The organism is Microcystis sp. M079S1, assembly GCF_020246425.1.
GTDB classification, from domain to species: domain Bacteria; phylum Cyanobacteriota; class Cyanobacteriia; order Cyanobacteriales; family Microcystaceae; genus Microcystis; species Microcystis aeruginosa.
On record NZ_JADBSZ010000146.1, the window covers coordinates 1 to 26,149 of the forward strand.

Annotated in this window: 20 protein-coding genes and 2 pseudogenes; 8 read left to right on the forward strand and 14 right to left on the reverse strand. The window is 42.3% G+C overall.

Annotated elements, in window-relative coordinates; translation table 11 throughout:
• The 3 genes and pseudogenes from IM456_RS09545 to IM456_RS09555 form a co-directional block, all read right to left on the reverse strand.
• A pseudogene (locus IM456_RS09545) lies at positions 1-494 on the reverse strand (RNA-guided endonuclease InsQ/TnpB family protein); the annotation flags it as partial.
• Between the two features lie 131 nt (positions 495-625).
• A pseudogene (locus tag IM456_RS09550) lies at positions 626-958 on the reverse strand (RNA-guided endonuclease TnpB family protein); the annotation flags it as partial.
• A 357-nt stretch (positions 959-1,315) separates the two neighbouring features.
• The gene (locus IM456_RS09555; protein ID WP_149985874.1) at positions 1,316-1,870 is read right to left on the reverse strand and encodes a hypothetical protein; all 555 of its coding nucleotides are present in this window, start codon (positions 1,868-1,870) and stop codon (positions 1,316-1,318) included.
• Positions 1,871-2,029: 159 nt separating this feature from the next.
• Between IM456_RS09555 and IM456_RS09560 the strand changes: the two genes are divergently transcribed.
• The 3 genes from IM456_RS09560 to IM456_RS09570 all read left to right on the forward strand — a co-directional run bounded on the left by IM456_RS09560 (position 2,030) and on the right by IM456_RS09570 (position 5,663).
• A complete protein-coding gene (locus IM456_RS09560; RefSeq protein WP_287691525.1) occupies positions 2,030-2,302 on the forward strand; it encodes a DUF1345 domain-containing protein in 273 nt (90 codons plus the stop codon).
• A gap of 34 nt (positions 2,303-2,336) precedes the next feature.
• On the forward strand, positions 2,337-3,740 hold the full coding sequence (gad, locus tag IM456_RS09565; RefSeq protein ID WP_149985873.1) for a glutamate decarboxylase: 1,404 nt from the start codon (positions 2,337-2,339) through the stop codon (positions 3,738-3,740).
• 171 nt (positions 3,741-3,911) lie between these two features.
• Positions 3,912-5,663, forward strand: coding sequence for a mechanosensitive ion channel family protein (locus IM456_RS09570; protein WP_287691520.1), 1,752 nt, complete (start codon positions 3,912-3,914; stop codon positions 5,661-5,663).
• A gap of 125 nt (positions 5,664-5,788) precedes the next feature.
• On the opposite strand, the gene IM456_RS09575 is transcribed toward IM456_RS09570, so the two are convergent.
• From IM456_RS09575 to IM456_RS09605, 6 genes are all read right to left on the reverse strand, one after another.
• A complete protein-coding gene (locus IM456_RS09575; protein WP_149985872.1) occupies positions 5,789-5,995 on the reverse strand; it encodes a type II toxin-antitoxin system HicB family antitoxin in 207 nt (68 codons plus the stop codon).
• Positions 5,996-6,178: 183 nt separating this feature from the next.
• A complete protein-coding gene (locus IM456_RS09580; RefSeq protein ID WP_253881072.1) occupies positions 6,179-6,487 on the reverse strand; it encodes an REP-associated tyrosine transposase in 309 nt (102 codons plus the stop codon).
• 361 nt (positions 6,488-6,848) lie between these two features.
• Positions 6,849-8,192 (reverse strand): chloride channel protein, encoded by a 1,344-nt coding sequence (locus IM456_RS09585; protein ID WP_287691518.1) that lies wholly within the window; start codon positions 8,190-8,192, stop codon positions 6,849-6,851.
• 300 nt (positions 8,193-8,492) lie between these two features.
• Complete coding sequence (locus tag IM456_RS23540) at positions 8,493-8,855, reverse strand: element excision factor XisH family protein (RefSeq protein ID WP_502866993.1); 363 nt, start codon at positions 8,853-8,855, stop codon at positions 8,493-8,495.
• Positions 8,856-9,162: 307 nt separating this feature from the next.
• On the reverse strand, positions 9,163-9,618 hold the full coding sequence (locus tag IM456_RS09600) for a peroxiredoxin (protein WP_287691516.1): 456 nt from the start codon (positions 9,616-9,618) through the stop codon (positions 9,163-9,165).
• A gap of 49 nt (positions 9,619-9,667) precedes the next feature.
• Positions 9,668-11,362: an ABC-F family ATP-binding cassette domain-containing protein gene (locus IM456_RS09605; protein WP_149985869.1), complete on the reverse strand. Its 1,695-nt coding sequence runs from the start codon at positions 11,360-11,362 to the stop codon at positions 9,668-9,670.
• 135 nt (positions 11,363-11,497) lie between these two features.
• Here IM456_RS09605 and IM456_RS09610 point away from each other — a divergent pair, with 135 nt between their 5' ends.
• A complete protein-coding gene (locus IM456_RS09610) occupies positions 11,498-13,141 on the forward strand; it encodes a CocE/NonD family hydrolase (protein ID WP_287691514.1) in 1,644 nt (547 codons plus the stop codon).
• Here IM456_RS09610 and IM456_RS09615 read toward each other — a convergent pair.
• The 4 genes from IM456_RS09615 to IM456_RS09630 form a co-directional block, all read right to left on the reverse strand.
• Positions 13,124-13,699: an Alr1449 family protein gene (locus IM456_RS09615; protein WP_002794004.1), complete on the reverse strand. Its 576-nt coding sequence runs from the start codon at positions 13,697-13,699 to the stop codon at positions 13,124-13,126. The two genes, IM456_RS09610 and IM456_RS09615, sit on opposite strands and share 18 nt — an antisense overlap.
• 494 nt (positions 13,700-14,193) lie before the next feature.
• Positions 14,194-15,153, reverse strand: a complete 960-nt coding sequence (locus tag IM456_RS09620; protein WP_287691513.1) for an aldo/keto reductase — start codon at positions 15,151-15,153, stop codon at positions 14,194-14,196.
• 61 nt (positions 15,154-15,214) lie between these two features.
• Positions 15,215-15,391: a hypothetical protein gene (locus IM456_RS09625; protein WP_172970478.1), complete on the reverse strand. Its 177-nt coding sequence runs from the start codon at positions 15,389-15,391 to the stop codon at positions 15,215-15,217.
• A gap of 120 nt (positions 15,392-15,511) precedes the next feature.
• The gene (locus IM456_RS09630) at positions 15,512-17,011 is read right to left on the reverse strand and encodes a polysaccharide biosynthesis/export family protein (RefSeq protein WP_149985860.1); all 1,500 of its coding nucleotides are present in this window, start codon (positions 17,009-17,011) and stop codon (positions 15,512-15,514) included.
• Between the two features lie 130 nt (positions 17,012-17,141).
• Between IM456_RS09630 and IM456_RS09635 the strand changes: the two genes are divergently transcribed.
• Positions 17,142-19,340 (forward strand): phosphoketolase family protein, encoded by a 2,199-nt coding sequence (locus IM456_RS09635; RefSeq protein ID WP_287691511.1) that lies wholly within the window; start codon positions 17,142-17,144, stop codon positions 19,338-19,340.
• A gap of 68 nt (positions 19,341-19,408) precedes the next feature.
• Here IM456_RS09635 and IM456_RS09640 read toward each other — a convergent pair whose 3' ends face one another.
• Positions 19,409-20,344, reverse strand: coding sequence for a 2OG-Fe(II) oxygenase (locus IM456_RS09640; protein ID WP_287691509.1), 936 nt, complete (start codon positions 20,342-20,344; stop codon positions 19,409-19,411).
• 84 nt (positions 20,345-20,428) lie between these two features.
• On the opposite strand from IM456_RS09640, the gene IM456_RS09645 reads away from it, so the two are divergent.
• From IM456_RS09645 to IM456_RS09655, 3 genes are all read left to right on the forward strand, one after another.
• On the forward strand, positions 20,429-21,556 hold the full coding sequence (locus IM456_RS09645; RefSeq protein WP_149985857.1) for an ABC transporter permease: 1,128 nt from the start codon (positions 20,429-20,431) through the stop codon (positions 21,554-21,556).
• Positions 21,557-21,680: 124 nt separating this feature from the next.
• Positions 21,681-22,907, forward strand: coding sequence for a glycoside hydrolase family 10-like protein (locus IM456_RS09650; protein ID WP_149985856.1), 1,227 nt, complete (start codon positions 21,681-21,683; stop codon positions 22,905-22,907).
• Positions 22,908-23,172: 265 nt separating this feature from the next.
• Positions 23,173-26,052, forward strand: coding sequence for a UPF0182 family protein (locus IM456_RS09655; protein WP_287691505.1), 2,880 nt, complete (start codon positions 23,173-23,175; stop codon positions 26,050-26,052).
• The last annotated feature ends 97 nt before the right edge of the window (positions 26,053-26,149 follow it).

Here is a 26,149-nt window from a genome sequence, read left to right on the forward strand (position 1 = left end):
ACTACCAGATCATTAGACTGGACTAACGCCAAAGCGTCTTTAATTGCTTTGTCTTTACGTTGTCTTGACACTTTAAGATGAAGCCTAGCTACTTTTATCCGTTGCTTGTGATAGTTTTTAGACTGTTTCTTTCCTTGACGAAATCGTTTTGATAATCTCCTTTGTGCTTTTTTCAGTCGTTTTTCTGACTTTCTTAAATAACGTGGATTCTCTACAGTATTACCTTGAGCGTCAGTATAAAACTCTTTTAACCCTAAGTTAATTCCTGTTATTTGTCCCGTTGGTTTATGGTATTCTTGCCGCTCTACGTCAATTAAAAACTGGCAATAATAACCGTCAGCACGTCTAACAACTCTTACCCGTTTAATCTGTTGATCTGAATAATAAACTAAGGTTTTTTGACTACACCATAAATCAAATTCTCCTGCTTTAAAGCCATCGGTGAACTTGATTTTACGTCGCTCATCAGATAGTTTGTAACCCGTTAGTTTATACTGGGAGCATCTCATTTATGCAAGTCAGTAATTATACTTATCCATAAAACTGGTTTCTAGCAAGGCTTTCAAAATAGCTTGACATAAAAACCTGATTTAGGGGTTACAAAGGTGAGATGCTCCCGTTTATACTCAACCGAACGACTATGCTTTTTGAACCGAGGAAAACCTTTTTTCCCTGATATATTGGCACGACAATTATGATAAAATCGACTAATTGATTGCCAGGGTCTATCAGCAGCCGATTGACGAGCTTGAGAGTTTAATTTGTTAACCCAAGGGGTCTCTTTATTGTTAGCTAGTACCGAGCAAAGTTTTTGGAGATCATTGCGGGTTGTCCCCTTATTGTCCATCCAATGACGAACACAACAGTTACGCACAAACTGAGAAGTTTTGATAGCTTCATCAAGCCGGTGATATTGCTCTGGTGTCCCGTTTTTTAGCTTCGCTTCTACGACTAGCATTGATTAATCTTCGACCCTGGATAAATTAAGTATAACACAGTTTACCTACAAATGGTAGAATTAAAATCGTGCTTCGCAGTCAATATCCTGGTCGGATTTCATCCCCCGCAAAGGTTGATGTCTTGTCGAAAAATTTAGCGGGGGCATTCATACGACATTTTAGGTAAGAAACTTTGAAAATATAGGATGCGTCTGATGACGCATCCAACCCTAAAAAGTGCTTTCAAAGTTAATCACAAGTTATAGAATCTTTCTGACGGGTAGAAACAAAAAGCAAAAAATCAGATAAAGAGATATAGCGTTTCTCATAAAGATGAAGTGTAACCTAATGTAGTCGTGCAAAATAAAATGAGATGACTATTCAGGAGAAGACAGGTCGCGGAAAATCTGGCTGGCAATGGCTGCACTCAGGCGAATTTGTTCAATTTCGGAAAGATTTTGCCAATTTTCGGTGTCTATATTAGTTTCGCTCTGGCCACTACGCATAGTATAGGCGTAGGGACGAGCAAAAACCTGTAAATCTTCTGGAGACCATTGGGGAAAGAGATCGCTAAGACAAACAACAAGGCGATCAAGGTTGTCTAATTGACTATTCACTAGATTTTCAGCGCTTTCTACTAGACGATTTAAATGTTCGGCCGGCAATAAAGAGGCAAATTTATCAAAGATATTAGACCGGGGTGAAACGGAAACTGTCGGGAATTTTTGGTGTAAACTGTTAAAGAATCTATCAGCTTGTGCTTCGATCGCCGTCGCTTCCAGTCCTTCACACAGAGAAAAAGGCGTTTCTGTCAGGTCTAAGGGATCATGACTCTCAACAGCGGTTACATCCCAGGGATAGGTGACTTCTTCTTCGATCAGGATTGCTAGAAGTTCCGCGGTAATCTGTTCGGATAGGGATAAATGGCTCATAAATAACACTCCATATTTTAGCCTTTGTGGTGTTCAATGAGTAACTACATCTCGGTTTTGACAATTTCCGAAGCTATTAACAGACTCCTGGTGCAAGTCAGGCAGGAGGCACTCTTGCCATAGTAGCAATAATTAACCCTTTAAACAGGATTTAGTATTATTAGTGCTTGGTTAGCCAGACAACTGATCTACAGCCAAGAATATGCAGTGCGCTACTATCATGATGGTAAAGGCCTAGTTTTTCCCAATTGCGATCGACCCAATTGGACGGAATTTCTCTATCAAGGTTTTTGTATGGCGGCTTGTTATCAAACCTCCGATACAAGTATTAATAGTACGGCGATGCGGCGACTGGTAGCAACCCAAGGGATGCTTTCCTATTTTTTATCCGTCTCGATTATTGCTATTATTTTTGGAATGATTGGTAATTGACTCTCAGCAAAAAAGATATTTTATTAAGGAAGTTATGGTTCATCAGAAAATTAATCTCGATCGCCTTAGTCCGGAAGAGGCACTAATTACCCCCACCTATGCTTCCCGCGCTCTGACTTCCGCCGTACCTAAATACGAGATTCCCGAGGGAGAAATGCCGCCGGCGGTGGCGTACAATTTAATTCGCGATGAACTCGCCCTTGATGGTAATTCTCGCCTGAATCTGGCTACTTTTGTCACCACTTGGATGGAACCGGAAGCCAAACAATTAATGGCGGAAACCTTCGATAAAAACATGATCGACAAGGATGAATACCCACAAACTGCCGAAATTGAACTGCGTTGTGTGAATATGATCGCTAGACTCTGGAATGCTCCCGAAAGCGAAGCGGCAACCGGTTGTTCTACCATTGGTTCCAGTGAAGCGGCGATGTTGGGAGGCATGGCTTTAAAATGGCAATGGCGCAAACGCCGACAAAAAGAGGGTAAACCCACCGACAAACCTAATTTAGTCATGGGCATTAATGTGCAGGTTTGTTGGGAAAAATTCTGTCGTTATTGGGAAGTAGAACCGCGTTTTGTGCCGATGGAAGGGAGTCGTTTTCATCTCAATGCGACCGAGGCAATTAAACTAATTGATGAGAATACGATCGGGGTAATTGCAATTATGGGTAGTACCTTTGATGGTAGTTACGAACCCGTCCAAGAAATTAATGATGCCCTGGAAAAATTGAACAGAGAAACCGGCTGGCAAGTTCCCCTGCACGTCGATGGTGCTAGTGGTGGTTTTATTGCCCCTTTTCTCGATCCCGATTTAGTCTGGGATTTTCGCCTCAAATGGGTTAAATCGATTAATGCTTCCGGGCATAAATACGGTTTAGTCTATCCCGGCGTCGGTTGGATTATCTGGCGAGATCGGCCAGAATTGCCAGAAGAATTAATCTTTCATTGTAATTATTTAGGCGGTGATCTGCCTAATTTTGCTCTGAATTTTTCTCGCCCTGGTAATCAAGTAGTCGCTCAATATTATAATTTTTTACGCTTGGGTAAAGAGGGTTATCGACAAATTCATCAAGCCTGTAGAGATACGGCCCTGTATTTATCGGGGGAAATCGCTAAGATGGGACCGTTTGAATTGATTACCGATGGCAGCACTATTCCAGTTTTTGCTTGGAAATTAAAGGAGACAATTAGCGATCAATCTAATTATAGTTTATTCGATTTAGCGGATAAATTGCGCGAGCGGGGTTGGTTAGTTCCTGCCTATACAATGCCCAAAAATCGCCAAGATTTAACCGTGCAGCGCGTGGTGATCAAGGAGGGATTTAGTCGCGATATGGCGGCTCTATTGTTGCGGGATATTCATTCAGCGATCGCCTTCTTTAAATCTCAGTCTAATTATCAGTCAAAATTATCTGGTTCCCATTTCCATCACTAACAGATGTTGAGGAAAAACTCGCTTAAATTCCCTAAATATTGGCAACCCTTACAAAGTTCTGGTGTTGCCAATTTTCCCACTCCTGTCTCAACCTAGGCTCTCTGCACCTCATCGAGGACAGTAATGCCTGAAGCTTACCCGACTACACACAAAAAAATCTGACTTAATCCTATGCAATTTGTACCAGTTGTCGATATTAATCAAAGATATTTAATGCTAACTACACCATCTAAAGCTAGAGGATGGATGAAAAAAATTGGGCATACCTTGCTAATATTTTTTGTAGTTTTACTACTGACTCTAACCTCCCCTCTTTTGGGAATAGCTCAAAATCCGACACAACCGGAAAATAAAATTGACGGCTTTCCAGTTATGTTAGATGGAAAAACTCTCTTTTTTATCCGGCGGGGAGTTTCTTCATTTTCGGCGGAGGAGAGAGCTAACGCTATTACCCGGAGAATTGAAAGAATTGCTCAAAATGATTCTATTCCTATTGAGAACCTGACAATTGAGCAGATTCCTGATGATAACTCACTTTATTTAAGTGTAGATCAAGAAGTGATTCTAACGGTGACGGAGCGAGATGCAAAAGCCTATCGTTCAACGCCGGAGGTTTTAGCTCAACAAGCTTTACAAAAAATTCAGGTCGCTATCGCTCAATATCGCCAAGATCGAAAACCCGAACAACTACTTAAGAACATCATTTATACGGTTATAGCCACCTTTGCTTTCTTGATTATTAGCTTTGCAGTTATCAAAATTTCAGGGAAGCTATTTCCCTTTATTAGACGTTTGATTGAATCCTTGACGCCAGGCATTAAAATAGGGAATGTTGAGATTATATCTTCCTCTAATATAAGCTTTTTTTGGCTGCGAGTTCTTCGGATAATTCGCTTACTTTTTCTCTTTTTATTATTATTTAATTATGCAACATTTGTACTTCGTTTATTTCCCTGGACAAGAGTTTTTGGCGAGAGTATTTTAGGTTATTTTTATCAATCATTAGAACTGGTTTTATCGTCCATTGGCCAATATCTTCCCAATGCCTTTATTATTGCCATAATCATTTTTATAACCTACTACTTAATCGGGCTAATCAAGCCCTTTTTTACAGCAATAGAAAGAGGAAATCTGGTTATTCCTGGTTTTTATACTGATTGGGCTAAACCGACTTACAATATCCTATTAGTCATAATTATTGCCATAGCAGCAATAGTTGCTTTTCCCTATTTGCCCGGTTTTGATTCCCCTGCTTTCCGAGGTGTTTCTGTTTTTCTAGGTCTTCTTTTATCCCTTGGTTCTACTTCGGCTATTGCCAATGTTATCGGGGGAATTATTCTTATCTATACCCGTGCCTTTCGCATCGGAGATCACATTCAGGTAGGAGAGGTAATTGGCGATCTAATTGAAAAAAACTTCCTAGTAATTCGCATTTGCACTCCCACTAATAAAATTATTACTATTCCTAACTCATCTTTATTAAGTAGTAATGTGATTAACTTTAGTATTTCCTCACGGGAATTAAACAGAAATCTAATTATTCAGACAACGATTACCCTAGGGTACGATTTGCCTTGGCGAAAAGCCCACACAACCTTAATTGAAGCTGCTCTAGAGACTGAGCATATCCTCAAAGAACCCGCACCTTTTGTCCTGCAAACTAGCCTAGATAATTTTTACATCAGTTATCAATTAAATGCTTACACTAACCAACCCAATTTGATGGTAATAATTTATTCAGAACTCCATCAAAATATTCAAGACAAGTGTAATGAAGCTGGGATTGAGATTCTCTCTCCCAGTTACACTTCCCTACGAGATGGAAATACAACAACCATTCCCGAAAATTATTTACCTTCCGATTATGTCGCGCCTCCCTTTCGTGTTCAATCTTCAGACAATCAAGAAAACAACACATTATGATAGTAAATCCGTTTTTAAGCGCTCAGTGTTGGCGGATTATTAATATAATGTTAGTCGTTTAATTTTCCAACCTATGCTTTTTAATGCTTTTAAAACTTGTTTGGCTTTGGTTGCTGACCATTGACTCATAGAGCAACAAATGATAAATTGAGGTGATTTTCTGGAAGTTCTCCCTGTTCAAGTTGATCGGCTAAGACACGCAAAGCAAGGGCTTGAACTTTAGAAATAGCTTCCTGTTGACTATTGCCATAAACTAAAACTCCCGGAAGTTCGACGATTTCAGCAATATATTGTCCATCTTCTTCTTGTTCTATTTCAATCTTATAATTCATTTGAGAATTACCTATTGGATGACCTGCTGTCTTGATTATAGTAGATTTTATAGGTGAGGTGGAGGGCGTTAGGCTGATCTTATAGTGCGATCGCCGATCTTTTAGGGAGCGTGTTTGCGGCTATCAATTCGGTAAATGTTCCCAATAGCGACGCTGCCAAAGATTGCGCTCGCTTCGCTTTAGTCATGACTGAGAAACTTCGCGGTTAATACCTAATTGTTCTGCATAATGCTTGGTGACATAACTTTTAATCAATCGCAATCTCACAGAAAAATCCTTGTCTTCTGGTGGCAAAGTTAACAAAAAATGAAAATGCTCTGGCAACAAAACAAAAGCATCAATTAAAAAAGGATGTTTTTCTCTTACCTTTTGAAGAGCTTCTCTGAGAGATTTCCGTCCAATTTCACTACATAGACAGGGTTGACGTTGATAAGTAACTTGGGTAATAAAATAAGTACCGCCAGAAACATTAGGTCTTCTATAATTAGGCATTATTCTATTTTTAATAGATCTCGTGGGTGGTGCGTTACGACGGATTGCTAGTCTAAGTAAGAGCAGAGATTGTCGCCGTCTAACGCACCCTACATTTTACTGTCAGGAATTTAGAAAAATGGTATGATACTAAATCCGTTGAGTATAGGTTACATATCAGGAGAGGCACTCATGCACGAGGCAAAAGGCAAAACGGAGAATAAATAATCAGTTTTTAATAACCGGATTTAGTATGAGGTAAATAAAACGTATTTAATGCGATCGCTGATCTGGTAGATTGCGTTAGGCGGCAATCCCAAAAGTAGGGGCGCAAGGAACTTGCACCCTCTGGATATGACGGTCATTCCCCTGACGGTGGCTTCTAGCGGAACATTGCCCGGAGGGAACTGGAGAGTTGATTGGCTGCCCGTGCGGCCACCAATCCCGAAAGGGCGGCGACCACTACTGTGGCAAGGCAGGTTAGCTGGGCTGCCCCCGGGCCACCCACCCCCAGCACCATCGCCATGGCGGTCAGAGGTAGGCGATAGCCACCAGCAATACCGGCCGCTGCCCCCGCCGCACCCGCCAGATCCCCCGAAATCTCAAAGGTGGTGGCGAACACCCGGCCACTGAGGTCGCCGATCGCCAGAAAAGGGACAAACACGCCGCCACAGCCCCCGGCTAAAACGGCAGCGGTGGTGGCCGCGGCCCGGAGCAGAGCTACCGCTAACAGATGGTAAGGAGTTGTTTTAATGTTTTCGGCCCAGACGATAGCGGCTCCCCCTGGTCCAAAAGCCGCTGCGGGGGTCGCCACCTGTCCGATCACGATCGCCAAGAATAGCATCACCAGGCCACCGATCAGGAGACGAGTGGCGGGCCTGTCCCGCAAGCCTCTGGCCCAGTAGATCGCCTCACCAGTGAGGGCTGTAATCGTGCCGGCGATCACTCCGATCAACAAAGTGGCACCCACCGTATCCCAGAAGTCAGTCGGGGGAAGCTGCGGCACGACCAGCCGGATCAGTTGCAGCTTAAAGGCAGCGTTGACTGCCCATCCCACCAGTCCCCCGGCTAACATCGCCGCTGCCCGCTCCGGGGTGATCGGAACCTGGCGTCGCTGACTCAACTCAAACATAAAAAAGCTGCCCACCAGAGGGATTCCCATCAGGGCAGAAACACTGGCCGCACCGCCGCCGATGGCCAGCGGCCGCACCAGTTGACCCAGGGCTGGATTTGTGCTACCTAACCAGGTTCCCGTCGCCACGCCAATATGAGCTGCCGGTGATTCTGTTCCCATAGGCGCACCCAGTCCAACAGTGGAGAGGATGGCCAGGGCGCGCAACGGTGCTAGATTCCAAGGAAACCGCTCTTCGGTGCCGGATGCGTTAACCACGTCGCCGGTCAAATCGGCGCGAGCAATGTCATGGGGGAAGGAGTACCAGTCCATGAGAGAACCCCAGCGACTAGAGGAAGTTGCCCCCCGGGGAGCTAAGGTCTGCACGGGTTGCCCCCTACCCAGTCCAAACAGGACTAGCACTGCTAAGGTAACGCCGACCAGAGGCAGCAGCAGTAGCCAGACGTTGCCTAGGCCAGAGGCAATCCTGAGGGTTTGCTTAATTGCCTCAGTCAGCAGTACCGCGGCCAGAGAACCGATCAAACCGCCGAGCAGGCCTCCAACAGCCCATGGGCCTACCCTGGTTAACAGAAGTTGTAGTTTGTTATTTAGCATCGCGCAAAGAAAGTTAAGCTTTTATCGTTCCGATAGCAAGTCCATTTGAGTGGTCAAGCAAAACACCCTGAAAGTCTTTACTATATACTAGGTGGTTTGACAGGGCCGTTCTCGGCAGACTCCCCCTCCACAGGAGAATTAATTGCCGGATTTGGCCCCAGAAGTTGTTCTTTGGGTTCAATCAATAGACTCTAGAGTACATCACCGCTCAATTAGGGGTTTGTTTATCGAAAAACCAGAGGAAGAATATACAGGGATAAGAGTTTCCGAAAAAACGCTCCAAAGAATTGTTCATCGCCATCAGTTTCCGGAGGAAGAAGTAAGAGAAAGTATCCAAGAAATCAGTTTAGATACTGGAAAAGTACCCCTGAGAACGGCGACCAAAAGAGAACCATATACCTGGAAAGATGATAAGGCAATCTGTACGGATAAGCGGGTGAGAAAGCCTACGTTCTGGGAAAACGAGGCTTTAATCGAGTGGGTAAATCGACAAGAGTTGTCCAAAACTGTAGGAAATTCTGAAATTGCCGAAGCTGCTAAAAGTGTTTTGATTTCTACTGCTATTTTCTCATCGTCTTTTGTAGCACCTAATAGCCTTTCTGCACCTAAATCTATATAAAAATTAACAAAACCTAAGTCGATAGTGTAAGGATGATGAGTGATTGTCCAACCCTAATTTTCCAAGTCATCCTTAACCAATCCATGAAACTTATCTCTTGCAGACATGAGTAAGAATAAATTTATACTAAATCCGTTGAGTATATGCTACTTATAAGGACAGGCAAAAGGCAAGAGGCAAAAGGCAAAAGGGGGAATAAATAATCAGTTTTTAATAACCCGATTTAGTATTAAAGATAGAAGATGGATTGAGGGTGTGTTAGTCAAAATTAACACACCATTAATGTTATTTTTAAGTCAGAACCAGCCTAATTATCGGATAGATGTTTTAATTTCTTGCATAATCATCAACCTAAAAAGATTTAATTGTGTTCAAAGATTCGGTAACGTGAGCCTTAAAATCTAACATAGAATCAAAAATATGTCTGACGATTCCCTCTTTATCAATGATATAGGTAACTCGTCCGGGGAGGACGAACAAAGTAGAGGGAACACCGAATAATTTCCGGACTCGGTTATCGCTATCACTTAAAAGGGTGAAGGGAAGATTATATTTTTGGGCAAATTGTTGATGAGATTGGGGACTATCGGCACTAATACCAATAACTTCCGCACCCGCATCGGTAAACACTTCGTAACTATCGCGGAAAGCGCAGGATTCTGCGGTACAACCCGGAGTGTCATCTTTGGGATAGAAATAAATTACCAGGGATTTTTTACCGATTAAATCGCTGACATTAACCGTTGCCCCTGTTTGGGAAGGGAGAGAAAAATTGGGAACTCGATCGCCTACTTTTATAGCTGCCATAAGATTAATTCATCGATAGATAATCGTGGATAGGGTGATACTTTACATTCTAACCTTTTTTGGCCTTTTGTTTAGCCCGTTTCGCAGCAGCTTTGGCCGCTTTTTCGGCTTCAATGCGTTTTTGTTCGGCTTTTTGTTTTTCTTCGTCTAGTTTTTCTAGATAATAGTGATAATCTCCCGCATAGACAATTAATTCGCCATCCCGAATCTCGACAATTTTGTTAGCTACCTGGGAGATAAAATAACGATCATGGGAAACAATTAAAACCGTACCTTCATAAACTTTTAAAGCTGATTCTAACATTTCCTTGGCGGGAATATCGAGGTGATTAGTGGGTTCATCGAGAATTAATAAGTTAGCGGGAGCAAGTAACATTTTGGCTAAGGCAAGACGCGCTTTTTCGCCACCACTCAAGGATTCTACTTTTTTTAATACCGTTTCCCCACTGAATAAAAATCGCCCTAAAAGACTGCGAACTTCCACATCTTTCCAATCGGGAACTTCATCATGAATAGTATTTAAAACAGTTTTAGTTAGGTCTAAAGCTTCCGCTTGGTTCTGCTCGAAATAACTAGGAATAACGTTATGTTTACCGATTTCGATCGAGCCTTCTGTGGGGGGTTCTAACCCAACAATTAAACGTAAAAGCGTGGATTTTCCTGCACCATTTGGGCCTAAAAAAGCCACTCGATCGCCTCTTTCTATTTCCAGATTTGCTCCCAAAAAGAGAATTTTATCATCGTAAATGTGAACAATATTTTTAATAGTTACCACTTCTCGACCACTACGCACTGCTGGAGGAAACTGGAATTTTAAGGCCCGCACATCGGCGATTGGTGCTTCAATTTTTTCTACCTTTTCTAATTGTTTTTCCCGGCTTTTTGCTTGGGTGCTACGGGTGGCACTGGCACGGAACCGATCGACGAAAGCTTGCTGTTTTTCTAGTTCTTTTTGTTGACGTTCGTAGGCACTTAACTGAGCAGATTGTTGTTCGTATTTTTGCTGTAGGTAGGCAGAATAATTACCTAAATAAGTGGTAGAAACTCCCCTTTCGGTTTCGACAATTTTGGTACAGAGACGATCGAGAAATTCCCGGTCGTGGGAAACTATGACCATGGGAGTGGTTAAATCCTTGAGGAATTTTTCTAACCATTCAATGGTTTCTAAGTCTAAATGATTAGTCGGTTCATCGAGGAGTAAAATATCGGGAGTTTGTAGGAGAATTTTGCCTAAACTCATCCGCATTTGCCAACCACCACTAAAGGAACTGACTAAGCGATCGCCGTCATCAACAGTGAAGCCCATTTCTGGTAAAATTTTCTCGATGCGTGCTTCTAATCCGTAACCATCTAACCCTTCAAATTGTCTTTGTAGGCGATCCAATTGATGAATTAAGCGATCTAATTCTTCGGGATCAGCTTTTTCCATGCGCTGGGGAATTTCTATGAGTTGATGGTGGATTTGATTCGCTTCTTGAAACACCGTCCAAAATTCCTCCCGTACCGTCCGACGGGGATCCACTTCAAATTCTTGGGTAAGATAGCCGATATGGAGACTGGTAGGACGGATGATCTCCCCGGCGGTGGGTTCCACTTCCCCCATAATAATTTTCAGCTGGGTGGATTTTCCGGCCCCATTGACTCCCACCAACCCGATGCGATCGCCAGTTTTTACTTCCCAAGTGACATCTTTTAACACTTCTCCCGTCGGGTAAATCTTACTAATTCTCTCTAGTCGTAGCATCGTTGATTTTTCTCCAGTCCTAGGCAGTTGAGGCAGTCCGCCTCTATTGTAACATTTAGTTAAGCTTTATCTGGTCTTTGTCAAGTTTTCTCGATTGAGCCACCCGACCGTATTTTTTATTTGAAAGAGATAATAATGCTTAATCCCTACCCCATAAAAAAAGAAACAGCTAGTTTGATCACCAAAGATGGAATTAGTTTAGCTGCCGATATTTATCGTCCCGATAGTAGGGAATCTTTTCCCATTTTACTAATGCGACAACCCTACGGAAAAGCGATCGCTTCTACGGTGGTTTATGCCCATCCTAGCTGGTATGCACGTCAGGGTTATATTGTAGTAATTCAGGATGTGCGGGGACGGGGAAACTCGACGGGAAATTTTAATTTATTTGCCCATGAAATTAGCGACGGATTAGAAACTATTGAATGGGTTTTAACTATTCCTAATAATACGGGTGTGGTGGGAATGTATGGTTTTTCCTATCAGGGAATGACCCAATTATATTCGGCTGCCAATGGTCATGCTGCTTTAAAAACTATTTGCCCGGCGATGATCGCTCACGATTTATATCGAGATTGGGGCTATGAAAATGAAGCATTTAATTTACAATATAATCTCGCTTGGGCAATACAATTAGCCGCAGAAACAGCTAGATTAAAAGGGGACGAAACAGCTTATCAAAAACTCTGGGTAGCTTCCCGAAATTTACCCCTTTTTGATCCTATTGCTGCCTCTCCCCAAATTCTGCAAGATTTAGCTGCTGATTCTTTTTATCACGATTGGATTACTCGTTATCTTCCCGATGAATATTGGCAAAAATTATCACCGCAAAACCTTTTAAAAAATATCGATTTACCGATGTTACATATCGGAGGTTGGTTCGATCCTCATCTCCGGGGAACTTTGAGTTTATACCAAGAAATGCAAGCGCGTTCTATCTATCCCCAACAGCTAATTATTGGTGCTTGGACTCATCTACCCTGGGGGAGAAAAGTAGGAGAGATAGATTATGGTCAAGAGGCAATTAGTCCTGTGGATAAAATGCAGCTGCAATGGTTTGATTATTTCTTAAAAGGTCAGGAAACGGAGTTATTAAAAAATCCTCCTATGTATCTATTTCAAATGGGGTCTAATCAATGGCGATATCTGGAGAAGTTTCCCGCAGAAAATCAGCAAATTTATTATCTTGCTAGTCAAGGTTTAGCCAATCTGCGCGAGGATGAGGGGAAATTAAGCGCGATTTTGTTAGAACCTGCGATCGAGGATACCATCGTTCACGATCCTTGGCGACCGGTCCCATCTTTAGGAGGTCATAGCGCCCTACCGGGGGGAATATTCGACCGCACTATGCTAGACTGTCGCAGTGATGTGATTACCTACACTTCTCCCCCCCTAGGGAAAGATTTAACGATTTTGGGTAGTCCCCGTCTGGATTGTTATTGTCAAGCAGATGCGGTTAGTTTCGATATCTGCGCGGTGGTTTCTCAAGTTACCCCCGATGGTCGAGTTTTTAATATCACTCAGGGTTATAAACGGGTAAATAATCCCGAATCGCCCCTAAATATTGTCATGCAAGCCACTTTTATCACTATTCCTCAAGATCATAGCTTGCGTTTAAGTCTGAGTGCCTCTTGCTTTCCTGCACATCCCGTCAATGCGGGAACCGGCAGCTATCCCCACCAGAGTCGGGCGATCGATTTTTCCTATATCACAATTAAGGTTTTTTGTCAAGGAAATTTTCCTGCAAAATTGCTATTACCTTTAGTCGGGGAAAGCTAAACCGCTGCGGGGATCGCGAATGTATAAACCTAACACCAGCGAGGAGATAACCGTATCCCAGACGGGGGTGAATTTGTCCGCATCATCGACCCAATAATCCATAGTAATTAAACATTGAACCCCAGAACCAATACCCACGGCAATACGCGAATAAGCTGGCCGATTTTCTTGGGGGTCGATGAATTGAATTTGCACCCAAACAATGCGCACAGTTTGACGTTTTTCTTGGATAACTTCGCCGATTTCATGAGGATTGCGGCTATCTTCACGAGCTAATTTTTTGACCATTCCTTTCAGGGGTAATTCTTTCCAATCTCCGGGAGGAAGTAAATTATAGGAAACCTCTAAACGACAATCATCATTGGGGGGTTTTCTATCTAAAAAACGAAAGGAATTATCATCGGGTTCAAAATGCCAATCTTGAGGAACTTCAAAGCGAACTGCACCGCGACCAGCTACAAAAATACTGTTACCCGGACTAGATTTCCAGTTATGATCTGGATTTAAGTCGAGGGTTTCTTTGATCCATTGCAGATTGTGTTTTTTGGATTTAGCCATAGGGATAATCCTGCGGTAAGAATCGGACTATAGCTGTCATTATACAGGCTTTTTCCTGAGAATTAAATAGGGTGCATCTCACTTTTGTAAATCTACTAAGTAAAACGTAGGGTGCGTTACTAACGCACCACCTATCATCAACTAAGTAGCCAGTTACAATCAAAGAACAGGAACTGAATCTCACTTTCGTAAATCTACTAAGTTGGGATTTTTAAAGGGAAACTCTCTTTTAAAATTGGGCGTTACTTCCGATTTTATCACTCAATCCAAGCTTTTGGGGGGTTCTACCCCCCAAACCCCCCGTTGGGGTCGTGGCGCCGCCCCCAAACCCCCCGCGCATTAGTTTTTCGGTGGGATGCTTAGACGCGATTGTTCATATTTTTGTACCAATTTAAGAGTCACTGATAATTGCTGATTGTCGGTATTTCTGCAAATGTTGAGATGCACCCACCAAAACTTCTGTCTTCACCCTTAGGATAACTGCTGCATAATTTTTAGAAATCCCACAGCACGGGATTATCATCCAAGAAATCAGTTACCTGTTTACCAATATTATCAATTAATTTTAGGTCTTCTGGGGTTAAATTAATTGTCATTGCTTGAGCGTTATTAACTGCTTGAGCGGCATTTCTTACCCCAGCAATTGCATTAGTTTGGGGTTGCTTAATTAACCAAGCAAGAGATAATTGAGCTAGGGAACAATTATAGCGTTCAGCAATCGGTTCTAATTGATTTAAAGCCGCTTGTACCCTCTGAAAGTTTTCGCCATGAAAGAGTTTATTTTTAATTCTATGATCCTCGGCTGCCAACTGATAACCGTTTCTAAATTTTCCTGTTAATAAACCTTGGGCAAGGGGAGAATAGGCCAGAATAGAAATATTATTCTCTATACAATAGGGCATAATTTCCTTTTCTACCGAGCGCCAAAACAGAGAATAGGGAGGTTGAATACTCTCAATTCTGCCGTATTGACTGGCTTCTTCCAGTTGAGAGCGGGAGAAATTGGAAACCCCTATAGCGCGAATTTTTCCCTCTGCTTTCAGATAATTAAGAGCGGCCATAGTTTCAGAAATAGGCACTATTTCCGTGTTCCATGAGCCACTAGGCCAATGAATTTGATAAAGATCGATATAATCAGTTTGGAGGTTTTTTAAAGAGCGATCGCAAGCTGCGATAACTTGCTCATATTTGAGGTGATTAGCAAAAACTTTGGTGGCATAAATTACCTGTTCTCGCACATCGGCTAAAGCTTGAGCGACAATCAATTCCGAGTGACCTTCCCCGTAGATTTCGGCTGTATCTACAGTGGTAATTCCTGCCTCAAAAGCGGCACGAATGGCTTGAATACTTTCCTCATCTTCAATACCTGCCCACATCTTTTTTCCTGCTTGCCAAGTACCCACGAGAAGGGGAGTAATTTCTATATTAGTCTGACCGAGATAGCGTTTTTGCATAACAGTTTTTTTGATGGGTTAAGTATGCTTAGGGTTTTAGTTGGGTTTAGGGTTTAAAATCTCAGCTAAAGAGGACTAAGGTGACAAGGATAAAAACTTTTACCGGTAGGGGTGTAAAGAACAAACTTAATAAGCCACAAAAAAGACCTAATAAGCGGGTACTGAGGCTAATTATTTCGCCTTGAACATTGTAGCTAATCGACAGGGCGATTAGGGCTAGAGTAAGGAGAAAAATCATAGTTTTCTTTCCTGAGTCTATCGAGCAGAAAAGCCGTGACTGCTCACGACTTTTCGCCGTTTCTATATCTATTATTAGCTCGATTACTTAGCTAATGACATCCGGGTAAAGTAAACTTTTTTAACGGAAAAGATTAAAAAATCCGTTGAAGAGGCCTGTCAGACCGGTAAAGGGACTTAAAACCGTGCCGAGGGTGTCGGTAGCAGATGCCAGACTGCTACGATGAACCACAACCACATCATTATTGCGGAGAATCGGGTTAGTTTTCTCGTTGATACCCTGGGAAAAATCGATGTTAATTGAGGTTTTGGTGACAGTCCCGTTAGGATTGAGACGAATTAATTCCACTGTGGACTGATTGGCCCGACGCTTATCAAAGTCTCCTGCGGTTAAAATTGCCTGATTGAGAGGGGTATTGGGAGGAACTTCAATTGTCCCCGGTTTGGCCACTTCTCCGACCACTTTCACGTTAATAGTTTTAGGGGCAAAACTAGCCGATGCTAGGGTTTCTGATTCCTTGGCCGAGATTTCAGTAGCGGTGGGGATAATCACCGTATCACCTTCTTGAAGAAAGATATCGCCGGTCATATCACCTTTATCGAGCAAACTCCAGAGATCTACGGGGATTTTCTGCTGGGAACCGTCACGAGTATAACGCAGCACTTGTACCTGTCGGATATCGGCCAGAGGTTTGATGCCTCCCGCTTGTTGGATAGCTTGGGTTAGTCGGGCCGGTTTCCTGGTGCCGCCGCGATCTTGGTCATTATTGTTGTTATTGTTATTGTTGGCAGTGGGGACAATACGATGGGACCCCGGACGATAAACTTCTCCCACCACAGTAACATTAATTTCTCGATCGCTATCTAGTCCAAAATTGGCATCGGCTAATTGATTGACTTCCCCGACGCTAAGGGTCGTTTTAGTGGGAATAACGATGCTATCGCCATCTCTGAGGCTAATATCTTGGGTTGTATCGCCTTTTTGGATTAATTGCCAGAGATTCGCTTGAATTAGCTGTTCTTGTCCCTTGAGGTTGCGTCGGATTTGAACTTGACCAATATCGGCCACCGTAGTCACTCCCCCCGCTTGCCGGATTATTTCGGTCAATAGGGGCGTTTTTTGGCTTTGTTCGGGGTTAATTGTATAAGTACCCGGACGATTGACTTCCCCCGCGATGGCGATTTGCAGGGGCCGGGGAGTGAGAATGCTAACAGTAACCACGGGACGTTTGAGATAGGTGGCGTAACGTTTGGCCAAGGTTTGGCCGGCTTCGGTGACGGTCATTCCCTCCACTTTGACGCTACCAATCAGAGGTAAAGTCAGGGTTCCATCGGCTAAAACAAGGAAATCGCCGCTTAAATCCGCGACTTGGTAAACGGTGACGCGGACTTTATCTCCTTCTCCTAGGGTGTACTCTTTGCTTTCTGCGGGGATAGGGGCAATCGCTTCTTTAGGGGGTGTAGGACTACTCGGAGGAGTGGCTTGGACTGGGCGGGCTTCTAAGGAAGTTAGGGGGGCAATAGTGCCGATAATTAATAGATAACGTAGTGATTTACTGATTAAATCCTGTAATTGGCTGCTATTTAACATGATCAATAGGATTAATTTTATTGTTAACATTGGCGATCAGTGTAGCACAAATAGTCGATCGCCTATGGAAACCCCGTGTAATATCGCATCTATCGAGAGTTACCGCTAACTGTAAGATAGTTTTAATGATTGCCTGTATGTAAAGGGGTATATTAATTTTATGACAGCTACTAGCACAATTCCCGATTTTTGTCAAGGAATAAAATATTTTGGGGGTTCCTTACCCGAATTTGATAAATATGCAGGAAAAGCCGCTATTGCTGAGGGAAAAACCGCTATTATTGCCGCTAATGACCCGAATGCTATCTATCAAACCCTCCTAGCCGCCGATGCTTTGCGTTACCTCACCCTACAAATCACCGCTACCAAAGAATCGGGACACCCCGGCGGTTTTGCCAGCGCTGCCGACGTAATTGCCTCTTTGATGATGTTGGGCCAGAAAAATATCTTCACCGAAGTGGGCCATCATGCCCCCGGTTTTTATAGTAACGTCTTTCTCGATCGCTCTCTCGAAGCCATGGGCATCAGCAACGTCAGGGAATTGGGAGAACGTTTTCGGGAAAAACACGGACTTTTAGGGCATCTTTCTGGACAAATCCCCGGACTGCTCGGGCCCGCCGGTCCTTTGGGCCAAGGCCAACATTTTGCCATGGCGGCGGCCAAATTACACCCTAATACCCTTTTCCCTGTGACTATCGGGGATGGTGGTTTAGGAGAACCCTACATTATGAGTAGTTTTGGTCATTTCCACACTGCTTACCCTGAAATTACCAATTTTCTGCCGATTTTAGTTTGGAATGGCTATTCCCAAGAACACCATAGCATGGTTTCCCTGAAAACTAACGCCGAAATGGAAGCCTATTGGCGCGGTAATGGTTTCGAGGAAGTGATTCTCATTAATGCCAAAGACTTCGATGATGCTAATCAAAATGGGGAATATGTAGATAGCACTAAATTCTCTTTTAACCAGCGTCTGGAGTTCATGAAAGCGGTGTTAATGGCCACGGATAAAGCCGCCCAATTAGCTTTAGGAGGCCAACTAACGGTGATCATTATTAAACAACTTAAAGGGGCGGGAGTTCACAAACGGGGAGCGGCTTCCCATAATCTTTATCCAGGCGATTCTTTAGAAAAAGATTATATCGTTAGTGCCTTACAAGAACGCGCTTTACCCCCTGAAGCTTGGGCAATTGTTCGTACTAATTTCGAGCGCTCTGGAGGCGGTCCGGCAGTGGAAACAGTGGTAACGGAAAAAGTCTTCCCGCTGCCGGATTTAGGAACCTTACCGATGACGGAATATACTGTGGGTGGTGATAAAAAAGTGGCCACCACTGCCATGGGGGAATTAGTGGTAGCTGTGGGTAAAGCTGACCCCAATTTTGTCGTCACTAATGCTGATGGTAATGCCGCTTCGGGAATTAATAATATTAACGTCGGTTTAAAGATTATTCACCCCACCAGCGATGATACCTATTTCCAAGCACCTAACGGTCAAGTTTATGAGCCTTTAAGCGAGGATGCCTGTGCTGGATTAGCCGTCGGTTTATCTCTCTTGGGAGCGCGGACTTTATGGTGTTCCTACGAGTCTTTTGCTATCAATGGTTTACCGATTTGGCAGACTGTAACCCAAGCGATGGCCGAGTTACGTCGTCCCACCCCTTCTACTATTACTTTATTCACCGCCGGAGCCTTAGAGCAAGGGCGTAATGGTTGGACACACCAACGCCCAGAGATTGAAAATTATTTCGCCGCTATGATGCGAAATGGTAATATTTTTCCTCTCTTTCCCTGCGATGCTAACAGTATTCAAGTCTGTTATGAATGGGCGTTAGGAACTAGCAATAAAGGCATTACAATCACCGCTAGTAAATCGCCTTTACCGGTGCGAACCACCTTTGAGCAAACCCGTCAAGCTTTAGAAAAAGGCGGCGTAATTCTCCACGAATCGGAAGGCAGTAAAAAAGTCGTTTTTGCCGTCATTGGCGATATGACTTTATTACCCGTCTTTGAGTCTGCACAACAGTTAGAAGCAGCGGGAATCGGTGTAAAAATCGTCTCGGTAATTAATCCCCGTCGTCTCTATCGTCCTAGCGATGTGATGAGTGAAACTAGCTCGGCAGCTGATAATAATTTCCTTGATGATGCTGGTTTTGACAGTCTCTTTGCTGGTGATGCTTTAATCGGAGTAACCGGTGGTACAAGCGCCATGTTAGAACCGATTATGTTACGCAGTAATGCGCGTCGGGATGTCTTCGCTTGGAAACGGGGAGAAACCACCGCCAGTGCCGGGGAAATTATGGCCTATAATGGTTTGACTGCCAATGCTTTAACTGCGCGTGCTACCCAGTTATTAGGCTAAGTTCCCAGTTAGTTTTTTTTGATTATTCCCTACTCTCTCTGATTGGAAAGTAGGGATTTTTTCTCAGGTCACTTTTGCCAACGGAGTAAACTTTTAATAATTTTCCATAGGCGAGGATATTGGAGGGATAGATAGCGCTTAATATGGGATTTTAAACTAACTAAATCCTGAGATTCTTTCAGTTCTCTATCTTGATAAAAACGAATTAAATCATCCCGTCTTTTCAGTAAAATTTTAATTTGTTGGTAATCTTCCGAGCTTAAAACTTGATGGGGTTGAATATTTTCTGGCAGCGGGCGCGGGATGTAAAAAGTTGTATGAGATGGTGATAATTTCTGGTCCAGACGTTCTTTGGTATAGAGATAGATAGACAGAGATTTCCGGGATAAATGCCGTTGATTTTCTGGTAAATTAATCTGAGAAAATCCATGCCATGAATATTCATTGGTTTCAAAAATAAGACAACGATTAAAGATAGGTACAAAAGATTTAATCTTATTTTCTTCTGGTTGACGAGGATTGGAATGTAACTCTAGATTACCTCCCCAATCTGCTTGCCATTGGGGATTTAAATAGATTAATAAATTCAAGCGGCGATGATACCAATGACGCTCATCGAGGTTAAAATCAATGTGAGGGTCTAATTCTTGACCATGTAAATTTTCGTGGGTTCCACCCCCATAAAAACTAGGGTCTGGAATTAAATTATCGACACCGGTTAATTCGGAAATTAACTCTAAAAACTCTTGAGCTTGAACGTAGCGGCCAAACTGTTGATAAACACCCCCCAAACCGATTAAATCCTCATTAACCGCCTTCCCGCCAACTTTTCCTAACTCACTAATGGCTTTTTGCGGATTAAAACTCGGAAAATTGTCCAGCAAAATTTGCGCTTGCTCCCCAACTAAAAAATTATCGATGACCAAATGCTTAAACGGTTGCGCTGTCTCAAAATCTTGACGATAGACAGAAGATTTCTCATAAACAAGGGGATTAATAAACATTAGACAGCTTTTTTGTTGGTATGATAAATTGTAGCAATCAAACTAGCAAAATAAAGATTAACTCTCCTATTGACCTCATCGCCTATGGACTGGTGGCACAAACTCAAAGATAATCCTCTCGCCCGTTGGGGAGCAGTTTTACTGTTAATCTTCTATTTAAGCGTAATGGCGGCGGATTTTGTCGCTCCCTACTCTCCCTACTCCTCCCAACCCGGTCAGTCTCTCCTACCCCCCACCCAAATCTTTTGGCGCTCGCAGTCGGGAAGTAACAAGGGTGAGTGGATTGGCCCCCACGTCTATCCCACCACTCAAAGTGCTATTAATATAGAAACTGGTGAGCGGAAGCTAATGAGAGATTTTAACAAACCCTTGCCGCTGCGTCTCTTGGTTAAGGGTGAAACCTATAATTTAGGTCAAATTCGCCTACCTTTGCCGCCAAAATGGCAGGAAGTAACTTTATTCCCCGGTATCCCTTTTGATCTCCATCTGTTCGGAGTCATCGGCGATGGTAGAATCAATATATTGGGAACTGACGAATCGGGACGCGATAGTTTTAGTCGCTTGATTTTCGGGGGCAGAATTAGTTTATTTATCGGTTTGGTCGGGATTTTAATTTCTTTCCCTATCGGTTTATTTGTCGGTGGCGTTTCTGGCTATTTTGGCGGTTGGTTAGATGCGATTTTAATGCGTTTTGTGGAAGTTTTAATGACTATCCCCGGCATATATTTACTCGTGGCCCTAGCGGCCGTTTTACCCGCAGGATTAACCAGCACCCAGCGCTTTTTATTAATCGTCCTGATTACTTCTTTTATCAGTTGGTCGGGATTAGCGCGAGTAATTCGCGGTCAAGTTTTATCCCTGAAAGAACAGGAATTTATTCAGGCCGCTAAAGCTATGGGAGCAAAACCCCTTTATATTATTCTGCGTCATGTGCTGCCCCAAACTGCCAGTTATATCATTATTTCTGCTACGTTAGCCGTGCCGGGGTTTATCGTGGCCGAATCGGTTTTAAGTTTAATTGGTTTGGGAATTCAACAACCAGATCCTAGTTGGGGAAATATGCTTTCTCTGGCTACCAATGCCTCAATTATTGTTCTACAACCCTGGTTAATTTGGCCAGCTGCTTTGTTAATTATTCTCACCGTTTTAGCTTTTAATTTACTCGGTGATGGTTTACGCGATGCCCTAGATCCTCGCAATTTAGAGAGATAATTTAGTTATTTTAGCCATTATCAGTTATCAGTTATCAGTTATCAGTTATCAGTTATTAGTTCACTGATTACTGTTTACTGTTCACTGATAACTGAAAAGTCTCCCCACTTTCCCACTTCCCATTATGAATAAAATCAGTAAAACTTTTAATAATTTCGCCGATAGTTTGGTGATTTATAGTCAAAGATACGGGAAAATAAGCTGGTTAATATTTTTAATTATCTTTGCTTTTATCATGACGATAACCTTTAATTTTCCCGCACAATCGACCAATCAAACCCAAGAAAACCCCGAAATTCGTGGAGTTTGGTTAACTAATATCGATAGTGAGGTATTATTTAAACCGGAAATCCTAAAAGATGCCCTTGATAGGTTGGCCGATTTAAACTTTAACACTATTTATCCCACGGTCTGGAATTGGGGTTATACACTCTATCCTTCTAAGGTAGCAGAAAAAGTCACGGGACGAGCGATCGATCCCCATGAATCTTTAAAAAATCGCGACTTTTTAGAGGAAATAATTAGCCAAGGTCATCGGAAAAAATTAAGAATTATTCCCTGGTTTGAATTTGGTTTTATGGCTCCTGCGGATTCAGAATTAGCCAAACGACATCCCGATTGGTTAACCCAAAGACAGGATAAAAGTGTGATTTGGTGGGAAGGAAAAGTGCATCAACGGGTGTGGTTAAATCCCTTACATCCGCAAGTACAAAACTTTATTACGGATTTAGTCAGTGAGATTATTACTAACTACGATATAGAAGGAATTCAGTTTGATGATCATTTTGGTTATCCCACCGATTTTGGCTATGATGAAACCACGATTAAACTCTATCAAAGGGAACATTCGGGACAATTACCACCGCAAGATTACCAAGATAAAGCATGGATTCAATGGCGGGCCGATAAAATTACTGACTATATGAATAGTTTAGCCCAGACGATTAAAAAGCGCCAACCTACAGCGATTATTTCCCTATCTCCTAATCCCTACACTTTCTCCCTAGAATCCTATCTTTTAGATTGGCAAAAATGGCAACAAAAAAACTTGATTGATGAGTTAATAATACAAGTGTATCGAACTGATATGAACGCCTTTGACTGGGAATTATCGCAACCAGAATTACAGCAAGCTAGAGAATCTATCCCCGTGGCTATTGGGATTTTATCTGGTTTAAAAGGTCGTCCGATTCCGATGGTTAATATTACTCAACAAGTGGAAAAATCGAGACAACAAAATTTTGGCGTTTCTTTCTTTTTCTACGAAACTTTATGGAATATGAGTAATGAATCTCCTTCCTATCGACGCAGGATTTTTCGGGAAATACTCCAGTCTGCTAATCCTAGCTAAAATTAGGTAAAATTGCTGATTTTAAGCTAAATTATTGCCCTAACCCGGCTATAGTTTCTTAAGTTTATCTTTAAATTAAGTAGGGAGGCACAATTATTTGTAGGATGGGTTAGCAGTAGCGTAAACCATGCGGGCGTTGGGTTTCATTCTTCAACCCAACCTACGTTCATCTTATATTTAATTCTACCCACCTACTTAAGAAAAAGCAGCAGGGAGAAACTAAAATCGCTAGAATGAAAAAAGACTCTCCCTTATCACTTTATTTATGCTGATCAGACATAACCGAAGCTCGATCGCTAAACCTATTCTACTGTTTCTCGGCTGCCTTGTGATCGGGCAGTTGGGGATATTAGTGGTAGCCAATAGCCTCTGGTTTACCGAGATGGGTTATTTAAACACTTTCCTGAAACAATTATCTTGGCAACTAGGATTAGGTTGGGGAAGTGCGATTCTTTCTCTACTCTTTATTTTTACTAATTTACGTTTAGCCCAGCGTTTTCGTTGGCAAAAACCCAAAGAAGATAGTTATCCTCTTAGTCCTCAATCTCCTAGTATTAATTTACTCAGTCTTTTGATTATCGCAACGGGAATTGGAGCTTGGATCGGGTCAATGTTATTGTATTACAGTAAACTAGCCCTCAGTCTCTGGACACCAGATTTTAATCTTCCTAACCTTAGTTCTTCCATAAGTTCTCCTCTGGAAATAGTTTGGATTAGGCAAGTATTAACCGATATTTCCAGTAATCTTTGGCAAGGGTTAATTATCGCTGTTTTAGTCTTGGGATTATTAATTAAAACCGAGGATTTCTTGCGAATAATATCTATAGTATTTACTATAATGCTATCTTTTATTATTGCTGGGCAGTGGGCGAACTTTTTAAAATATTTTTATGGTGTTCCTTTCAATATTAACGATCCTCAATACGGTAATGATTTAGGTTTTTACATCTTTCAATTACCCCTGTGGCAGTTACTAGAATTATGGCTCAGTGGTGTAGGAATATATACTCTTTTTGCTGTTAGTTTAACCTATCTTTTTTCGGCCGATAGTCTTTCTCTGGGAACATTTCCGGGGTTTTCCCGTCCGCAACTGCGTCATTTGTACGCCCTGTGGAGTGGGTTAATGGGGCTGCTAGTATTACACCATATTATTCAGCGTTACCTGCTACTTTATTCTCCCGAAGGAGTAGTTTATGGTGCGGGTTATATCGATGTTCATGTTGGTCAATTTATTGAAATTATTCTGGGAATTATTGCAGGAATAACCTGTCTATGGTTAGGAGAAAAAGCATTATTTGGTAAAAAAGACCGTCGCAAATTATACAAAACAGCCAAGAAAAAGTTGGTATTTTCCCCCTACTTAGTTCCTGTATTTCTCTATTTAATTGTTTGGATAAGTGGCACAATTATCAGTGGAGGATTACAAAGAATAATCGTACAACCGAATGAATTAGTGAGAGAAAGACCCTACATTAAAAGAAGTATTCAATCCACAAGAGCGGCTTTTTCCTTAGATAGAATTGATGCCCAAGTTTTCGATCCACAGGCCGAATTAAATGCCGAAGTTTTAGAGAGAAATCATCTAACTATCGACAATATTCGTCTTTGGGACACCAAACCACTGCTAGAAACTAACCGACAATTACAGCAAATTCGCTTATATTATAAATTCCCCGATGCTGATATCGATCGCTATCGGGTACGCGTAGGACTGCCTGAAAAAATCGAGGAACGTCAAATATCTGAAAAACAACAGACAATTATTGCCGCTAGAGAATTAGATTATAGTGCGGTTCCCACTTCTGCTAATACTTGGGTGAATAAACATCTAGTTTATACTCATGGTTATGGGTTCACTCTTTCCCCGGTTAATTTAGTGGCTGCCGGGGGTTTACCCTACTATTTTGTCAAAGATATCGGCACAAATAAAGACGAAGGGGCCCTACAAACCTCTAGCGAATTAATTGATTATAGTATTCCCATTGGTAAACCCCGCATTTACTACGGGGAATTAACTAATAATTATGTGATGACTCCCACCACCGTAGAAGAATTGGATTTTCCTAGCGGGGATGGAAATGTCTATAATACCTACGATGGCAAGGGAGGAATCCTAGTGGGTACGGGGTGGAGACGTTGGCTATTTGCCCTTTATCTGCGGGATTGGCAAATGTTATTTAGCCAAGATTTTACTCCCGAAACTCGCCTATTAATGCGTCGTGATATCCAAAATCGCGTGCAAACTATCGCCCCTTTTTTAAATTATGATCGCAACCCCTATTTAGTAGCGGCAGATGTGGGCGATAGTAGTAGTAAATTACATTGGATTATTGATGCTTATACTATCAGCGATCGCTATCCCTATTCTGACCCAGGAAAAGATAAATTTAACTATATTCGCAATTCGGTGAAAGTGGTAGTGGATGCCTATCATGGAACGGTGAATTTCTATGTTGCCGATGAAAATGATCCAATTATTCAGACGTGGAGTAAAATCTTTCCCTATCTCTTTAAATCTTTAGCAGAAATGCCGAAAACTCTCCGCAGTCATATCCGTTACCCCGAAGATTTATTTAGTACCCAAGCGGAAAGATTATTAACCTATCACATGACCGATCCGCAAGTATTTTATAATCGGGAGGATCAATGGGAAATTCCCCTAGAAATTTACGGCACGGAACCCCAGGCTGTATCACCCTATTATTTAATCATGAAACTGCCCGATTCCGACAAAGAAGAATTTATTCTCCTCCATCCCTATACTCCCTCTAGTCGGCAAAATTTAATCGCTTGGTTGGCAGCGCGTTCAGACGATAGAGAGTATGGTAAGTTATTACTCTATCAATTTCCTAAACAAAGGTTAGTGTACGGACCGAATCAAATTGAGGCTTTAATTAACCAAGATCCAGATATTTCTCAACAGATTTCCCTTTGGAATCGGGACGGTTCTAAAGTTTTGCAAGGACACCTATTAATTATTCCCATTGAACAATCGCTGCTTTATGTAGAACCTTTGTATCTAGTGGCAGACCAAAATAGTGTCCCGACAATCGCTAGAGTAACAGTTGCTTATCAAAATAAAATTGTCATGGAACCAACCTTGAAGGAAGCTTTAGAAAAGCTATTTCAAGGTGATCAGAGCTAAATTGCCGCTAATTGCCCACAAATTAGCAAGAAAGCTGATGCTGGTTCCAGAACGATCCTCAATATCCCCGAATTTGCCCAGAAAATTGCCTGCTCTG

Bases quoted from the DNA above. Each gene is read 5' to 3' on its own strand.
- IM456_RS09630 (WP_149985860.1), bottom strand. From the start codon at position 17,011: ATGTTAACAATAAAATTAATCCTATTGATCATGTTAAATAGCAGCCAA.
- IM456_RS09555 (WP_149985874.1), bottom strand. From the start codon at position 1,870: ATGAGCCATTTATCCCTATCCGAACAGATTACCGCGGAACTTCTAGCA.
- IM456_RS09605 (WP_149985869.1), bottom strand. From the start codon at position 11,362: ATGCTACGACTAGAGAGAATTAGTAAGATTTACCCGACGGGAGAAGTG.
- IM456_RS09615 (WP_002794004.1), bottom strand. From the start codon at position 13,699: ATGGCTAAATCCAAAAAACACAATCTGCAATGGATCAAAGAAACCCTC.
- IM456_RS09610 (WP_287691514.1), top strand. From the start codon at position 11,498: ATGCTTAATCCCTACCCCATAAAAAAAGAAACAGCTAGTTTGATCACC.
- IM456_RS09570 (WP_287691520.1), top strand. From the start codon at position 3,912: ATGCAATTTGTACCAGTTGTCGATATTAATCAAAGATATTTAATGCTA.
- IM456_RS09625 (WP_172970478.1), bottom strand. From the start codon at position 15,391: ATGATTTTTCTCCTTACTCTAGCCCTAATCGCCCTGTCGATTAGCTAC.
- IM456_RS09580 (WP_253881072.1), bottom strand. From the start codon at position 6,487: ATGCCTAATTATAGAAGACCTAATGTTTCTGGCGGTACTTATTTTATT.
- IM456_RS09645 (WP_149985857.1), top strand. From the start codon at position 20,429: ATGGACTGGTGGCACAAACTCAAAGATAATCCTCTCGCCCGTTGGGGA.
- gad (WP_149985873.1), top strand. From the start codon at position 2,337: ATGGTTCATCAGAAAATTAATCTCGATCGCCTTAGTCCGGAAGAGGCA.
- IM456_RS09650 (WP_149985856.1), top strand. From the start codon at position 21,681: ATGAATAAAATCAGTAAAACTTTTAATAATTTCGCCGATAGTTTGGTG.
- IM456_RS09620 (WP_287691513.1), bottom strand. From the start codon at position 15,153: ATGCAAAAACGCTATCTCGGTCAGACTAATATAGAAATTACTCCCCTT.
- IM456_RS09600 (WP_287691516.1), bottom strand. From the start codon at position 9,618: ATGGCAGCTATAAAAGTAGGCGATCGAGTTCCCAATTTTTCTCTCCCT.
- IM456_RS09585 (WP_287691518.1), bottom strand. From the start codon at position 8,192: ATGCTAAATAACAAACTACAACTTCTGTTAACCAGGGTAGGCCCATGG.
- IM456_RS09655 (WP_287691505.1), top strand. From the start codon at position 23,173: ATGCTGATCAGACATAACCGAAGCTCGATCGCTAAACCTATTCTACTG.
- IM456_RS09635 (WP_287691511.1), top strand. From the start codon at position 17,142: ATGACAGCTACTAGCACAATTCCCGATTTTTGTCAAGGAATAAAATAT.
- IM456_RS09575 (WP_149985872.1), bottom strand. From the start codon at position 5,995: ATGAATTATAAGATTGAAATAGAACAAGAAGAAGATGGACAATATATT.
- IM456_RS09640 (WP_287691509.1), bottom strand. From the start codon at position 20,344: ATGTTTATTAATCCCCTTGTTTATGAGAAATCTTCTGTCTATCGTCAA.